12 protein-coding genes and 1 other annotated feature are annotated in these 15,168 nt (G+C 49.2%); of the genes, 2 read left to right on the top strand and 10 right to left on the bottom strand.

All coding sequences use genetic code 11. The features are described 5' to 3' along the window. Nucleotides 1-12: 12 nt before the first annotated feature. On the bottom strand, nt 13-1,284 hold the full coding sequence (hisS, locus tag ABJ225_RS09905) for a histidine--tRNA ligase (RefSeq protein WP_347319919.1): 1,272 nt from the start codon (nt 1,282-1,284) through the stop codon (nt 13-15). Nucleotides 1,285-1,371: 87 nt separating this feature from the next. Then, nucleotides 1,372-1,595: a binding site (T-box leader), on the bottom strand. A gap of 58 nt (nt 1,596-1,653) precedes the next feature. Beyond that, complete coding sequence (locus tag ABJ225_RS09910; protein ID WP_079516458.1) at nt 1,654-1,830, bottom strand: RNA polymerase subunit sigma-70; 177 nt, start codon at nt 1,828-1,830, stop codon at nt 1,654-1,656. A 178-nt stretch (nt 1,831-2,008) separates the two neighbouring features. On the opposite strand from ABJ225_RS09910, the gene ABJ225_RS09915 reads away from it, so the two are divergent. Continuing rightward, on the top strand, nt 2,009-3,562 hold the full coding sequence (locus tag ABJ225_RS09915; RefSeq protein ID WP_347319921.1) for an N-acetylmuramoyl-L-alanine amidase family protein: 1,554 nt from the start codon (nt 2,009-2,011) through the stop codon (nt 3,560-3,562). A gap of 44 nt (nt 3,563-3,606) precedes the next feature. Here the strand turns inward: ABJ225_RS09915 and dtd are convergent, their stop codons facing one another. The 7 genes from dtd to ABJ225_RS09950 all read right to left on the bottom strand — a co-directional run bounded on the left by dtd (nt 3,607) and on the right by ABJ225_RS09950 (nt 12,816). Continuing rightward, nucleotides 3,607-4,044, bottom strand: coding sequence for a D-aminoacyl-tRNA deacylase (dtd, locus tag ABJ225_RS09920; RefSeq protein ID WP_056535151.1), 438 nt, complete (start codon nt 4,042-4,044; stop codon nt 3,607-3,609). A gap of 14 nt (nt 4,045-4,058) precedes the next feature. Further along, nucleotides 4,059-6,251 carry a RelA/SpoT family protein gene (locus tag ABJ225_RS09925; RefSeq protein WP_056535148.1) on the bottom strand — a complete coding sequence of 731 codons (2,193 nt, stop codon included), beginning with the start codon at nt 6,249-6,251 and terminating at the stop codon, nt 4,059-4,061. Between the two features lie 305 nt (nt 6,252-6,556). Next, the gene (locus ABJ225_RS09930) at nt 6,557-7,069 is read right to left on the bottom strand and encodes an adenine phosphoribosyltransferase (RefSeq protein WP_048006207.1); all 513 of its coding nucleotides are present in this window, start codon (nt 7,067-7,069) and stop codon (nt 6,557-6,559) included. Next, nucleotides 7,060-9,420: a single-stranded-DNA-specific exonuclease RecJ gene (gene recJ, locus ABJ225_RS09935; RefSeq protein WP_347319924.1), complete on the bottom strand. Its 2,361-nt coding sequence runs from the start codon at nt 9,418-9,420 to the stop codon at nt 7,060-7,062. Before recJ ends, ABJ225_RS09930 begins: the two co-directional genes overlap by 10 nt. A 109-nt stretch (nt 9,421-9,529) precedes the next feature. Continuing rightward, complete coding sequence (locus tag ABJ225_RS09940; protein WP_218246273.1) at nt 9,530-9,874, bottom strand: LapA family protein; 345 nt, start codon at nt 9,872-9,874, stop codon at nt 9,530-9,532. Between the two features lie 187 nt (nt 9,875-10,061). Next, a complete protein-coding gene (gene secDF / locus ABJ225_RS09945; RefSeq protein WP_218246274.1) occupies nt 10,062-12,323 on the bottom strand; it encodes a protein translocase subunit SecDF in 2,262 nt (753 codons plus the stop codon). A 172-nt stretch (nt 12,324-12,495) separates the two neighbouring features. Beyond that, the gene (locus ABJ225_RS09950) at nt 12,496-12,816 is read right to left on the bottom strand and encodes a post-transcriptional regulator (protein ID WP_347319926.1); all 321 of its coding nucleotides are present in this window, start codon (nt 12,814-12,816) and stop codon (nt 12,496-12,498) included. Between the two features lie 134 nt (nt 12,817-12,950). Here ABJ225_RS09950 and spoVB point away from each other — a divergent pair, with 134 nt between their 5' ends. Next, nucleotides 12,951-14,495, top strand: coding sequence for a stage V sporulation protein B (gene spoVB, locus ABJ225_RS09955; RefSeq protein WP_347319928.1), 1,545 nt, complete (start codon nt 12,951-12,953; stop codon nt 14,493-14,495). Between the two features lie 32 nt (nt 14,496-14,527). On the opposite strand, the gene ABJ225_RS09960 is transcribed toward spoVB, so the two are convergent. Next, nucleotides 14,528-15,163 carry a DUF421 domain-containing protein gene (locus ABJ225_RS09960; RefSeq protein WP_159640553.1) on the bottom strand — a complete coding sequence of 212 codons (636 nt, stop codon included), beginning with the start codon at nt 15,161-15,163 and terminating at the stop codon, nt 14,528-14,530. Nucleotides 15,164-15,168: the final 5 nt, after the last annotated feature.

Raw genomic sequence — 15,168 nt, forward strand, 5'->3', positions numbered from 1 at the left:
CTGGCGATTATGTTAGACAAGCTTGCTCTTGATGTGGTCAACGAATGAGTCAATGGCGACTTCCTCTTGCTCCCCTGTTGCCATATCTTTCACGTTCACTTTGTTTTCCTGAAGTTCATTTTCACCGATCACAGCTACGTATTTGGCCTGATGACGGTCAGCGCTCTTGAACTGGGCCTTCACTTTTCGGTCAAGATAATCTTTCTCGGAAGAGATCCCCGCTTCCCTCAGCTGATGAAGGAGTTTAACGCCATATGCTTTGGCCTCTTCCCCCATGGCGACGATATAGCAATCGACGCCTTGTTGGATCGGGAGCTCCACTTTTTCGGCTTCAAGGGCCGCGATGAGCCTTTCAATGCTGAATGCAAATCCGATACCCGGTGTTTCGGGTCCGCCGATTTCCTGAACGAGTCCGTTGTAGCGACCCCCTCCGCAGAGGGTGGTGATGGCACCGAAGCCTTCTGCCTCACTCATGATTTCAAACGCTGTATGGTTATAGTAGTCCAGGCCGCGAACAAGAGTCGGATCTACGACGAACTCTACGTCCATGCTGGTGAGATACGATTGCACCTTTTCAAAATAGGCCTTGGATTCTTCATTCAGGTAGTCTAGGATGGACGGAGCCGTTGCCATCAATTCATGGTCGCGGTCCTTCTTACAGTCCAGGATCCTAAGTGGATTCTTCTCTAGTCGATTCTGACAATCGGAGCAGAACTCACCGATCCTAGGCTTGAAGTGATTGATCAGCGCTTCACGATGCGCTTGTCGGCTGCCTCCATCACCCAGGCTGTTGACAACAAGTTTCAACTTGCGAAGTCCAAGTTTTTTGTAAATGCCCATGGCGAGCGAGAGGACCTCTGCGTCGATGGCCGGGTCTTCACTTCCAAGTGCTTCCACACCGAACTGTACGAACTGGCGGTAGCGGCCAGCTTGTGGACGCTCGTAGCGGAACATCGGTCCGGTATAGAACAGTTTGGTCGGCTGATTCGCATTTCCGAACAGCTTATTTCCTACGAATGAACGTACGACGGACGCCGTACCTTCAGGGCGGAGTGCCAGGCTCCTTCCTCCGCGATCTTCGAACATGTACATTTCCTTTTGTACAATATCGGTCGTGTCACCGACACCACGCGTGAAAAGTTCACTCGATTCAAAGATCGGCGTTCGGATTTCATTGTATTGATAAGCGCGACAAAGATCGGTCGCCACCTTTTCGATATATTGCCACTTTTCTACTTCTCCGGGCAGAATGTCCTGTGTTCCTCTTGGTATTTGAATAGACAAGGGGATTCCTCCTTTTCATAAAGCCTTGATATGTATGTCCCCGTAAATCGAGGCAATAAAAAAAGCCCTCGATCCCTTGTAATAAATACAAGGGACGAGAGCTGTTATTCCCGTGGTGCCACCCTAATTGGAGTCCTATAGACTCCCACTTCACCAGTTAACGCCTGGTACGTCCATCCCCTACTCTGGTTTCAGGGCGGAGCCTCCCGAGTGTTCATTCACTGATGTACCTTGCAGAAATGCTTGCAGCCCAGGGCATTTCCTCTCTTCGCAGGTGGAGACCAGCTACTATTCTCGATCGTCGGTTTTTGAAAGCTATATTATTTCTATAATAATACGGATGAGGCAGGTTCATGTCAAGGGGTTTCGTCAGGACCTCTCCATTTTCTTTTTCAATAGGCGGACATCCTTCAGCGTCAGACCGAACTCAGATGCAAGCTCCATGTTCAACGCGCCTTTTTCCATTTCCATGAAATGGTGAAAATCCGTCTGAAATAGTGCTTTTTCACTAGTCATATTCAGAAAAGCTTTATCGCTTGATCGCATAGTACCCTCCCTTTCACTATTCCTACCATCTATCCTTTCCAAATGACTAAATTTCTATTGTAATAAAGGAATTTTATTTTTTATCTCGTATTTATGTGGGTATGGGTCATTTTTGAAGGTGTTTTCTTCAAAATGAGTTCAGAATACGTGTGACAGTCCGATATTACTAATGATGTCCATGAAGAGAGAGGAGGTTGTCAACATCAAGAAAATCTACATATCCTTCCTGATCGTCTGTCTCCTGGTCCCCCTTCTTACCTCTGTGAAGGCAAGTGCATCCGGGGAACAGGTGAGTATCGGGGTTCCTACCCTCAATGTGAGGACGGGGCCAGGACTCAGCTATCCAATCCTCATGCAGGCAGCCAAAGGGGAAGAGTATACGGTCACCGGGAATGATGGGGACTGGTACAAAATCGATACGCCCCAAGGAGAAGGCTGGGTAGCTGAGTGGCTCGTTACCCAATCTGATTCTGCAGGGACAGCGCAGGCTTCTGCATCCTCCGGTCTTAAAGGGACGACGACAGAAGATTCGATCAATATAAGGAAAGCCCCGTCCACGGATAGCGATCGCCTCGGCACCCTATCAAGCGGGGAAGAAGTGTCAATCACCGGAAGTGTACAGGGCTGGTATGAAATCTCTTATGATGGGGGCACAGCCTGGATCAATCAAGATTATCTGTCCCTTTCCGGTATAGAATCCGGCGCAGAAGAAGAACCCGGTTCTCCTTCTGCTACCGCCACCGTCAATGTGGAATCGCTGCTAGTGCGCGATGAGGCCTCCCTGAATGGCAGTATCGTCGGGAAAGTCACCCGAGGAGAATCCTATTCCATCCTTGAAGAATCAAATGAATGGTATCGGATCCAACTCTCGAACGGCGGGGATGGATGGGTGGCAGGCTGGTTCATGAAAATCGCCGGTGATGACAAAGAGGAACAAACTGAAGGAACGTCCATGTCAGAAGGCGCTCCTGATTCCATCACAATCCTGTATGATGGCACCAACCTCAGAAGCAGTCCAAACAGCCAGGCAAGCGTCGTGGAAAGGGCCGGCAGCGGTTCGACCTTCGATGTGGTGGGAACATCGGGTGACTGGTACGAAATCAGGCTCTCCGACGGTGCCAGTGCGTTTGTAGCCAACTGGATTGTATCAAGCAAAAAAGGCGGTACGTCCCCGGCTCCTGAAACGTCCGGCGGACTTGAAGGTAAGACCATCGTCCTCGATCCGGGGCACGGCGGACGTGACGGAGGGACGACAGGTGTCAACGGCACACATGAAAAAAACCTGACCCTGAAGACTGCCCAGCTCGTGGCAGACAAATTAAGGAGTGCAGGTGCGGAAGTGATTCTGACGAGAAGGAACGATGAATTCATCTCCCTTCCATCCAGGGTATCATTATCTCATTATTATATGGCCGATGCGTTTGTCAGTCTTCACTTCGACAGCATCTACGATTCGTCCATCACAGGACATACCACCTATTATAACGGGGCACAGCAAAAGGATTTGGCCGAATCGGTCCATTCTGCCCTTTCCGGAAGAATGCCTAATGCCGATCGCGGCGTCCGGAACGGCGACTACCATGTGATCCGTGAAAACATGAGGCCGGCCGTCCTGGTGGAGCTTGGATTCCTCAGCAATGCATCCGAAGAGGCAAATGTAAATACGGCCTACTTCCAGGATACTGCGGCCACCAGCATCTATTACGGATTGAGCGAATACTTTACAGATTGACGAAAAGCCAGGGAGGCTCACCTCCCTGGCTTTTCTCATTGCGTTTATTTCTCTACAATCAAGGTCACAGGGCCATCATTGATGAGTTGTACGTCCATCATGGCACCAAAAACCCCGGTTTCTACCTGAATGCCCTTCTCCCTGAGGAGTGCATTGAAACGGTCATAGATGGCTTCTGCCTCTTCAGGCTTAGCAGCATCCATGAAGTTGGGCCTCCTGCCCTTCCGGGTGTCCCCGTAGAGGGTGAACTGTGATATGGAGAGAATCTCTCCTCCCCGGTCTAGAAGGGAATCATTCATCTTTCCATCTCCGTCTTCGAAGATCCTGAGGTTTACGACCTTATCGGCAATATAGGCCGCTTCCGCCTCCGTATCCCCGTGAGTGATCCCGACAAGGAGGACGAGTCCAGACTGAATACGGCCCTTCACTTCGCCGTCCACCGTCACGGATGCTTGTTTGCTCCGTTGCAGTACAACTTTCATTACCTAAAACCCCTTTAGTTCATAATTCTTCGCACAGCATAAATATCAGAAATCTGCTTGATCCGCTCCACAACTTTATGGAGATGGGAAATATTATGAATGGAAATCGACATATTGATGGTTGCCACTTTATTCCGATCTGACTTCCCACTGACAGCCGATATATTCGTTTTGGTTTCGTTGACCGCTTGGAGCACTTCGTTCAGAAGACCGCGACGGTCATAACCTGAGATCTCGATATCCACGTTGTACTCTTTCTGGTCATAGCGGTCGCTTTCCCACGAAACGGGTATGAGGCGTTGTTCCACCCCTTCCGCCAAGACATTCGTACAGTCGGAGCGGTGGACGGACACACCACGGCCCTTCGTAATGAAGCCGACGATCTCATCGCCAGGTACAGGTGAACAGCAGCGGGACAGACGGATCAGAAGGTTATCGATCCCTTCCACATGCACACCTGCATCCTTCTTCTTCCGCTTCTGAGGCTGGGCGTTCAGTTCTTTCACGGTTTCTTCAAGAATATCTTCCTGTTCCCGTTTCCTTCGTTCCTTCTCCGTGAGGCGGTTGGCGATTTGCGCTGCGGTGATGCCGTTATAGCCGACAGCCGCGTACATATCATCTTCATTGGAGAAATTGAACTTCTCGAACACCCGCTTGATGTTTTCAGACGTGAGAATTTCCTTCACATCGAAATCCTGGGCCTTGATCTCTTTCTCGACCATTTCCCGGCCCTTCTCGATGTTTTCTTCTCTTCTCTGCTTTTTGAAGAACTGTCGGATCTTATTTTTCGCCTGAGACGTCTGGGCAAGCTTCAGCCAGTCCTGACTCGGTCCATAGGAGTGCTTGGACGTAAGGATTTCAATGATATCCCCGGTTTTCAATTTATAATCGAGGGTGACCATCTTCCCGTTGACCTTGGCCCCGATCGTTTTATTCCCGATTTCCGAATGGATCCGGTATGAAAAATCAATCGGTACCGATCCGGACGGAAGCTCCAGGACATCCCCTTTCGGAGTGAAGACAAAGACCATGTCGGAAAATAGGTCGATCTTAAGGGACTCCATGAACTCCTCGGCGTTTGCCGATTCATTCTGGAACTCAAGGATCTCCCTGAACCATGAGAGTTTCTTATCGAAGGAAACCGGTTCATTGGCTTCCTTGCCTTCTTTATATGCCCAGTGGGCTGCAACACCGTACTCCGCGATCTCATGCATTTCAAGCGTCCTGATCTGCACTTCAAGGGGATCCCCTTTCGGTCCGATCACGGTCGTATGGAGGGACTGGTACATATTCGGTTTGGGCATGGCGATGTAGTCTTTGAAACGGCCTGGCATCGGCTTCCATCTTGTATGGATGATTCCGAGGACGGCATAGCAATCCTTGATGCTGTCCACGACGATCCTTACGGCCAGAAGGTCATAAATTTCATTGAATTGTTTATTTTGAAGGGCCATTTTCCGGTAGATGCTGTAAATGTGCTTCGGACGGCCGGAAATGTCAGCGATGATCTTTACATCACTGAGGTGATCCTTCACATCGTCGACGACTTCCTCCAAATACTCTTCCCGCTCTGCACGCTTCTTCTTCATGAGGTTGACGATGCGGTAATACTGCTGTGGATTCAAGTACCGGAGACTGGTGTCCTCGAGCTCCCATTTGATCTTGGATATACCAAGACGGTGGGCAAGAGGGGCGAAGATTTCCAGTGTCTCGTTCGCGATCCTGCGCTGTTTTTCCTGAGGAAGATGCTTGAGCGTCCTCATATTATGGAGGCGGTCGGCGAGCTTGATCAAGATGACACGGATATCCCTTGCCATGGCCACGAACATCTTCCGGTGGTTTTCTGCCTGTTGCTCTTCCTGGGACTTGTACTTGATCTTCCCGAGCTTTGTCACCCCGTCAACAAGCATGGCCACTTCAGAGTTGAAGTCTTCTTCGATCTGCTGCAGGGATATCCCTGTATCCTCTACAACATCATGAAGAAAACCGGCAGCCACAGTTGCCGGATCCATCTCGAGATCTGCCAGGATCCCAGCCACCTGAATCGGGTGGATGATATAGGGTTCACCCGACTTTCGGTACTGTTCGCTATGGGCTTCCCGTGCATACTCGTATGCCTTTTCCACCAATCCTACATGCTCGTCATTCAAATATTCTCTTGTTTTATCTATAACCTGTTCAGGGGTTAATACTTGATCCTTCGCCATGATCAAAATCACCTTTATATATAAATTTGGTTCAGCGCCTAATGAAAGGCACCGACATACTCTATCTATTCGAACGCTCTGACGCGTTTTGAAAATAAAACGATTGTTACCATTATCAAAAAAAAAAGCGATTATGTAAAGGGTTTGGGCTAAAATTCTCAGATTTCATCTGGTTTTGTCGAATGGTGACGATTACATAGAAAGATAACTTACCTGTCATGGAGGGAACTTCCGACATGGATCGTGAACGGCTATAAAAAAATAAGGGCCGGCATCTTTCTATGATGTCGGTCCCTTATGTATGATCAGTATTGCATCAAAGTCATGATATCGTAGCCTTCAAGCTTATCACGACCGTCAAGATAGGTCAGTTCGATCAAGAAGGCTGTACCGGCAACGATCCCGCCGAGCTCTTCTACAAGCTTGATTGTCGCATCGATCGTACCGCCTGTAGCGAGTAGATCGTCTGTGATCAATACGCGCTGTCCCGGTTTGATGGCATCCTTATGGATGGTCAGGGCATCTTTTCCGTACTCAAGCCCGTATTGCTGTTGGATCGTCTCACGTGGGAGCTTGCCAGGTTTCCTGACAGGAGCGAATCCTACCCCAAGAGCATACGCCACTGGGCAGCCGATGATGAAGCCCCTTGCTTCCGGTCCGACAACCAGATCGATCTGTTTTTCCTTTGCGTATTCCACGATCTGATCCGTTGCGTATCTATATGCATCACCATTGTCCATTAGAGTGGTGATGTCTTTAAACTTAATGCCTTCTTTAGGCCAGTTATCAACGATCGTGACATATTGTTTCAAGTCCATGCTTCTACTTCCTCCTCAACTATAGCGGACTCTTTCATCCTTTCGCTGAACCATGTCTTCAGTTCCTGATATGACGAGTACAGGAGCTCATTTTCAAGCTCGTACTGATGCTGCTTCCTCATGTAGGCAGGAGATTCGGACAGGTCTTTCTTCACTTTGACAGGATGAAGAGAAATCAAACCATCTTCTATTGTAACAAACTTCAATTCAAAAAACACCTTTGACATGAAATCGATTGTTTCCAAGGACCACCCCTTGTACTTGGCAAGGTCATTACCGTGTTTCTTCAGATCGAATGAACCCCTCTTATGAAGGAAGGCATAATACCATTTGAAATGATCACGGGTGGGCATCGTACTGAAGAAATGGTCTTCATGCTGGTGGAAATGGGCGTAGATGCGATGCGGCCTGCCGAGTTCAAGAAGCTGCTCCATCAGTCGACGGTCCCCAGGGAGATCGAGGAGTACGAGATTGCATCCATCCACCACGAGCCCTTCAAGATCGGATTCACTCTGGATGTACCGGACTTCCCCTTTGAACAGCGTTGTATCCGCCGATTTCGGATGGAAGCATACGATCACCCTGTCACCATCAGGAATGAGAGGGGCCCATTTCGTCACCTGCTTGATCCCCCTCATATCGAAAAGCTGCCAGGACGAAATCTGGATATCCTGCAGGAAGATCTGAGGCTTCTTGCGATTATTCCATTCATTAATCGACAGTTCTCCGATAACGGAAGCTTTTACATAAGGCGTCATGTGATCGGCAAGTTCACCGAGGCCGAACCCAACCCCATCCACTTGTACACCGTTTTCGGCTAGGACAAGCTTAAGGTGATTCTGAGCAGAACCGATCTTTTTATAATGATCGATCGATACATCCCGTATGACCCACTTCGGCTTCGGGTTGTTCATCCCGAATGGCGCAAGGAGCTGCATTTTCTCGATGGATTCAACGGTGATCTCGTCCACGGCGACTTCGGCATCGAGCTCTGTAACCGGGATGAAATCGTCTTCGCTCAGGACTTCTTTTGCCTGTTCATTCAATCTTGAACGGAGCTCATCGACATCGGATAGGGCAAGGGTCATTCCCGCAGCCATCGGATGCCCCCCGAAATGGGGAAGGAGTTTACGATTCATGGACAGATTCTTGAACAGATCGAACCCGGCAATGCTTCTTGCCGAACCTTTCGCTTTATTCGAATCAGGATCGAAACTAAGGACAATAGTCGGACGGTAAAACCTGTCGACGAGACGGGAGGCAACGATCCCCACTACCCCAGGGTTCCAGCCTTCCTTCCCGATGACAAGAACACCGTTTTCAGATGGAGGGAATTCCTTCTCCACCATCTCTACAGCTTCTTCCGTCATTTTCGCTACGATGGATTGGCGCTCTTTGTTCAAGCCGTCAATCTCTTCTGCGAGTGCCTTTGCTTCTTCCGGATCACGGGAAAGCATGAGATCCACTGCGGGATCGGCATCACCCAGCCTGCCGACGGCATTGATCCTCGGTGCAATCATGAATCCAACGGTCTCTTCATTCATCTCATTTTGCTGGGCATTCGCCACACGGCACAGGGCCTTGATTCCAAGGCGGTCCGTTACCTTCAGCCTGGCGATCCCCTTTTTAGCAATCAGCCGGTTTTCCCCATGGAGGGGAACCAGATCGGCAATCGTACCGATTGCGGCCAAATCCAGCAGATGGTCGGGAAACTCCCCGTAGAGAGCGTGAGCCAGCTTCAAAGCCACCCCGACCCCTGCCAGTTCCTTGAATGGATAGGAGCATCCTTCCACTTTCGGGTGGATCATCGCGAAGACCGGCGGCAATTCGGGACCCGGTTCATGGTGATCCGTCAAGATCAAGTCGATGCCAAGTTCTTTGGCAAGCTTGGCTTCTCCCACTGCGGATATACCGGTATCCACCGTAATGATAACGGCGAACCCTTCATCAGCAGCCCATCTGAAGGCGTCTTCATTCGGTCCATATCCTTCTGTAAACCGGTTGGGGATATAAAATTCAGCCTGTGCTCCGAGATCTGTGAGTGCCGTCATCAGGACTGATGTGGAACTTACTCCGTCGGCATCATAGTCACCATACACAAGGATGCGCTCCTCATGCTCGATTGCCCGCATGATGCGCTCTTTCGCTTTTTGCATATCATCAAAAAGAAATGGATCATGAAACGATCCGCCTGTATCAAATAAAAAGTCCCGGGCATCATCGGCATCTGCCAGATCCCGATTTATCAATAATTTCGCAACAAGCGGGGGAACCTTCAACTCTTCTGCCAATTCTGCTATCTTGTGCTGGTCAGAATCTTTCATTTTCCAGCGTGTTTTTGCATTTAACATATTTTCACCCCTCAGCCTTTCTCATTATACAAAAACAGTAAGGGGGTTTCAATCTACATCAAAGTCGAACAAAAGAAAAAGACACCCTTTATGGGTGCCTTCATTCCGGTCATTCAGATGTTTCTTGTATGGAATCGGGTGCCTGCTTCTTTAATGAGGTATCCTGTGAATCGAGGCGCTTTTGATCCCGGGTCTTCTCAATCTGTTCCCTCAAGGTCAGGTTTTCCTTTTCAAGGGCCTTCACCCTTCTCTGAACGACGAATAACCGAAACAGCCCTACAGACCCGATGATGATGCCGCCCATGAACACAGATCCGAGAATAACTAATATAAGAGGCCAGTCTGCTTCACCAAAAAGGTAGTTTACTGTTACCGGGTCGACATTGATGACGGCAAAGATCGATACGATGAGTGCGAATACGATCCCCAATAGCAACGTCCATTGAAATTTCATACATTTCCCTCCTCATATGACTTTTTCTCTGTCCATCTGATTTCTAATGGATGTTAGTCATTTACCCTTTTCTCCGGATTCCTGAAACCCTATGCGGACTTTTAGTCCGTTTTCCTCATAGGATTCCCACTTATCTGCTCTTTATGAAAAAAGCGGGATAGGGGTTGCCCCCTATCCCGCTTTCTGATTAAACCTGAGGTTCGTTGCTCCATTTCTTCTTCTCTTTCACGGTTTTGAACGGACCGTGCTTCTTCAACTGTCGGATCTTGAGTGACAGGTAAATCTGAGAAGCGATGTAGATAGAAGAGAAGACCCCTGAAAGTAATCCGACCAATAAGGCGATGGAGAAGTTACGGATCGACTCACTTCCGAAGATCAGGATGGCAACAACTGTGAAAACAACAGTCAAGACGGTATTGACGGAACGGCCAAGCGTCTGCCTGATACTCTTGTTGACGGCATCTTCTAATTCTTCCTGAGTCTTGACCCGCTTCAGCTTGAGGAGGTTCTCCCTCAGACGGTCGAAGGTCACGATCGTATCATTGATGGAATACCCGATGATCGTCAAGACCGCCGCAATGAACGTAATATCGACCTCAAGGTGGGTCGCGCTGAAGAAGAACACAATGAGAAACGCATCAAACAGCAGGGCAATGATAGCACCGATCGCCATCCTCCATTCAAACCTAAATGTTACATACAAGATGATGAACAGGGAAGCAATACCCACGGCTTTGACAGCGTTTTTAGCAAGTTCCTTCCCGACAACCGGGGAAACGGTGCTGATGCTTGGATCTTTCCCGTACAGATCATGCATCGAGGTTTTCAACTTTGCGATTTCTTCCTTGGACAGATCATCTGAATAGCGGATGACAGCTGTCTGGCTGTTATCGCCTGAGATGACGATATCGTCTGTCGAAAGGTCGATCTGATCAAGTTCCTTTTTGAGCGTTTCCGTCTGAAGCGGTTTATCGGACATGAGATCCACGCGGGAACCGCTGACGAAATCAATGCCGAGATTCAGTCGGAAGATTGAAAGAGCAATCACACCGACAATCATGAGAACGGCTGAAATTGCATAGAACTTCCTGCGGTTCTTGGCAAATTCGAAGCGATCGAATTTCGTTTTCAGATCGAGCGTATCCACATTCTCAGCGAGGGAGTGGACATTTTTCTTATGAACCCCGAACCAGCCCGGTTTGTTGTGGAACAGCTTGCTGTTGACCAACAGACTGAGCAATACCCTTGATCCCCAGACAGCCGTGATGAAGCTGACGAGGATGGAGATGATAAGCATGGTAGCGAATCCTTTGACCGAACTTGTCCCGAAGTAGAACAGCACGGCCGCTGCGATGAGAGTCGTCAAGTTGGCATCAAGGATGGTAAGGAAGGAAGTCTTGTTCCCTGCCTGGAAGGCCGATTTAATCGGTTTCCCAACCCGGATTTCCTCTTTGATCCTCTCATACGTGATGATATTGGCATCTACGGCCATACCTACTCCCAATATGATCGCGGCGATACCAGGTAATGTAAGGACCCCGTTCATCAATTCGAATAGTAGAAGGACGAGATACATGTATACCGATAGAGTGACGGTGGCAACGAATCCTGGCAGGCGATAATACACAATCATGAACAAGAAGATCAGGGCCACCCCGATGATCCCTGCCGTGATGGTCTTATCCAGTGCTTCCTGACCGAATTGGGCACCGACGGAAGTGGAATACTTCTCTTCAAGCTTGACTGGAAGTGCTCCTGCGTCAAGAAGTTTGGCTAGATTCTGCGCTTCCTCTACGGTGAAGTTCCCTTCGATGATGACTTCATCGGAGTTGATTGGCTTGTTGACATTAGGAGCTGAAAGGAACTTAGGATCTTCCTTGCCTGCTTCCTTCTTATAAGAATCTTTTCCTTCTTCAAAATCCAGCCAGATGACAAGCTGATTTTGGGGAGCCATCTGATAGATATTCTGTGTCAGCTCATAAAATTTCTTGCGATCCTTCAGCTTCAAGGATACGATTGGCTGATTTTTATCGTTGAATGTTTGTTTCGCAGAACCGGATACCAGGTCTGATCCGTCCAGGCGGACTTTATCATCTACATCACGGAACGATAGATTTGCCTGAGTAGATAGGATTTCCCTTGCCTGGTTCTGATCTTCGACACCTGCGAGCTGAACGCGGATCCTGTTGTTATCCTCGATCTGGATGCTTGGTTCACTTACACCCAGGACGTTGATCCGCTCATCGAGAGCTTCTGCCGTATTGGCGACTGTCTGTTTCGTGATCTTTTCTCCATTGACTGGCTGCACTTCATACAGCACTTCGAATCCACCTTGGAGGTCAAGACCGAGTTTGATATCATTGATAATCGATTTTGCCGTTCCCCCGACCGTTCCTGCCAGCAGGACGAGCAGGACGAAAAAGGCAACGATGCGGCCACGCTTTACCATTATGTACAGTTCCTCCTTGAAAACCATCCCAAATATGATCTTTTCGTATTGACTGATCGCCGGGGCTGTCTGAGATATCCCCTTCAATCGCCTGTGATATTCAATCCATTCCTTTATCTTTCAACATTCCCATTATGGCGGAGAACGAATTCCATGTCAATTTGTTCCCGTGCTATTTCTCTTCCCTGGAAGGATGCAGAAGTTCCTTCAATTCATCCTCATTCACATCGGCGAACCAATTCGGCGAGCGATATGCCTGGATCGTCTCGAAGGTCATATATTCCCCTGCTTTTGCCGAGAGGATATCGCTGACCAACTCGTACACTTTCACATCCACTTCGGGCTTTTTCCATTTCTTCTTGGTCAGGTATAACCATAGTCTTTCCAGAGTTGCTTCCTCGTACCCGAATAGTTGGAATTCCTCCACCTTGCTTAACAGTGCAGGTTCCAGTGAATCATAAAATCGATCGTAAGGATGCTGATTAGGTTTCATTCCATTCCCCACTCCATTTTGGAAGATCGGCAATATACGGCCGTATTTATTCCCAACTTGTCATGCTTGGACCATTGGGATGCATATATATCATTGTATACGATTATACCAATTTTGAGAAGGCAGGGAAGTATATGTCAAAATTTCTGAAAGGCACGGTCATCCTCATGCTCGCTTCCTTGATCACGAGGGTCCTGGGGTTCGTCAACCGCATCGTGGTGGCCCGGTTCATCGGGGCAGAGGGTGTCGGTCTCTTCATGATGGCCTTCCCTACGCTGCTCCTTGTCATCACCATCACCCAATTCGGGCTTCCTATCTCCATTTCCAAAACGGTATCGGAAGCAGAGAGCAACGGGGACCGGCAAAAGGTAAAAAAGATCCTGGTCGTCTCCCTCTCCATCACCCTTGGTCTATCCCTGATCTTCACACCTGCCCTCATCCTCCTGGCCCCTTATCTATCCCAGACGCTGTTTACGGATCCGCGTACATATTATCCGTTGGTCGCCATCGCACCGATCATCCCGGTCGTGGCCATTTCCTCCGTGCTGCGGGGCTATTTCCAAGGGAGGCAGCAGATGAAGCCCCCTGCCTATTCCCAAGTCATCGAGCAGGTGGTAAGGATCACACTCATCGCTGTCCTGACCAAAACCTTCCTCCCATACGGCATCGAATATGCTGCAGCGGCGGCCATGGTGGCTTCCGTCCTCGGGGAGCTTGCATCTTTGGCTTTCCTTTTCACCTACTTTAAACGAAAAAAGACATTCCGGGTGCGGAAGCAATTCTTTTCATCCATCCATAAGGGGAAAGAAACCCTGCGGGAACTCATGCAAGTGGCACTCCCGTCAACGGGGAGCAGGATGATCGGATCGGTTTCATTATTCTTCGAACCGATCGTGGTCGCACACAGCCTGGCCCTCGCCGGTGTGACAGCTTCCATGGCCACGGCCCAATACGGTTCACTGACAGGTTATGCCATGCCGCTCCTGTTTCTCCCTTCCTTCATCACCGTATCGCTATCTCAATCCCTCGTGCCGGCAATCAGCGAAGCGAACGCCGGGAAGAATTACAAATTGATTGAGCATCGGCTTCAACAGGCTCTGAGGATCTGCCTGATCACGGGTGGTTTATCCATCGTGATCCTCTATATCTACGCTAAGCCTCTCATGCAACTGATGTATGGCAGCGAAAGTGGGGCAATGTTCATCATGATCATGGCGCCTTTCCTTCTGTTCTATTACTACCAAGGCCCGTTGCAGGCAGTCCTCCAAGCACTGAACCTCGCAAGGGCAGCCATGATCAACAGCCTGATCGGGGCCGTCGTGAAGACCGGGGTGATCTTCGTCCTTGCGTCACAGGCGGGGTTCGGTATCAACGGTGCGGCCCTAGGCATGGTAGTCGGTTTCGTCCTTGTGACCATCCTGCACTTCATGACCATTTTAAAAGCCGTCCCCATCATGATCTATATCAGAGACTATGCAGTGGTGGCAGCCGTCATCGTGATCTCGGGACTGTGGGGTCATTACTCCTGGCTCACTTTCTTCCCATCTGAGCCCGTTTCCATCCGCCTGGTCATCGGGATTATCACGACGTGCATCGTCTATATCTTTTGTTCAGTCCTTCTTCGCTTGATTACAAAGGAAGACATGAAGAAGATCCCCGTAATCAAACGGTTTGTCTAACCATAGAAAAATGATCCGGACCTCGGCACGGATCATTTTTCATCTATATAGAATTCTCCGTTGTCATAGCTGCAGAACGCAATATCCCTGATCGCAGGATAGCCCCTCTTTTTCATCTCTCCCCTCAGCCAGAATGGGGATTTACCGAGCTGCTGGAGATGTTCGGTCTGGATCTCGCCGTCGAGGATGATGGGAAGAGCATAAGTGTCGGCGCTCCCCTGCTTCTTCAGTACCGACAGCTTTCCCGATGTTTCAAGGATTGCAAATTCGACATCCGCCACGTTGAATACATCCTTTTCCCTCAGCTGGAGAAGGAGATCGTCGAAGTTGTATCGCTGTTTCTTCATTACCGCTTCGTCGATCTTCCCATTATGAATGACGACAGCCGGCTTCCCGTCGATCATCTCCCGGAAGGATTTTGAACGGAGGGATATCATGGCGAACAGCAGCTGCAGAACGACCATCACAACCATGGGAATCAAGGAATGGGCAAGTGGATCTTTCGGCTTTTCGATTGCCATGACCGCAATTTCGGCGAGCATGATGAACACCACAAGATCCAAGATGCTCAGTTCGCCTATCTCCCGTTTCCCCATGATCCGGAAGATCAATACAATCAAAAAGTAAAGAATAAGCGTCCGGGCCACGATGACGATATATTCCTCCATATACT

Source organism: Rossellomorea sp. RS05, assembly GCF_039822645.1.
GTDB classification, from domain to species: domain Bacteria; phylum Bacillota; class Bacilli; order Bacillales; family Bacillaceae_B; genus Rossellomorea; species Rossellomorea marisflavi_B.

Bases quoted from the DNA above. Each gene is read 5' to 3' on its own strand.
- ABJ225_RS09915 (WP_347319921.1), top strand. From the start codon at position 2,009: ATGAAGAGAGAGGAGGTTGTCAACATCAAGAAAATCTACATATCCTTC.
- ABJ225_RS09960 (WP_159640553.1), bottom strand. From the start codon at position 15,163: ATGGAGGAATATATCGTCATCGTGGCCCGGACGCTTATTCTTTACTTT.
- dtd (WP_056535151.1), bottom strand. From the start codon at position 4,044: ATGAAAGTTGTACTGCAACGGAGCAAACAAGCATCCGTGACGGTGGAC.
- ABJ225_RS09930 (WP_048006207.1), bottom strand. From the start codon at position 7,069: ATGGACTTGAAACAATATGTCACGATCGTTGATAACTGGCCTAAAGAA.
- spoVB (WP_347319928.1), top strand. From the start codon at position 12,951: ATGTCAAAATTTCTGAAAGGCACGGTCATCCTCATGCTCGCTTCCTTG.
- recJ (WP_347319924.1), bottom strand. From the start codon at position 9,420: ATGTTAAATGCAAAAACACGCTGGAAAATGAAAGATTCTGACCAGCAC.
- ABJ225_RS09940 (WP_218246273.1), bottom strand. From the start codon at position 9,874: ATGAAATTTCAATGGACGTTGCTATTGGGGATCGTATTCGCACTCATC.
- ABJ225_RS09925 (WP_056535148.1), bottom strand. From the start codon at position 6,251: ATGGCGAAGGATCAAGTATTAACCCCTGAACAGGTTATAGATAAAACA.
- ABJ225_RS09950 (WP_347319926.1), bottom strand. From the start codon at position 12,816: ATGAAACCTAATCAGCATCCTTACGATCGATTTTATGATTCACTGGAA.
- ABJ225_RS09910 (WP_079516458.1), bottom strand. From the start codon at position 1,830: ATGCGATCAAGCGATAAAGCTTTTCTGAATATGACTAGTGAAAAAGCA.
- secDF (WP_218246274.1), bottom strand. From the start codon at position 12,323: ATGGTAAAGCGTGGCCGCATCGTTGCCTTTTTCGTCCTGCTCGTCCTG.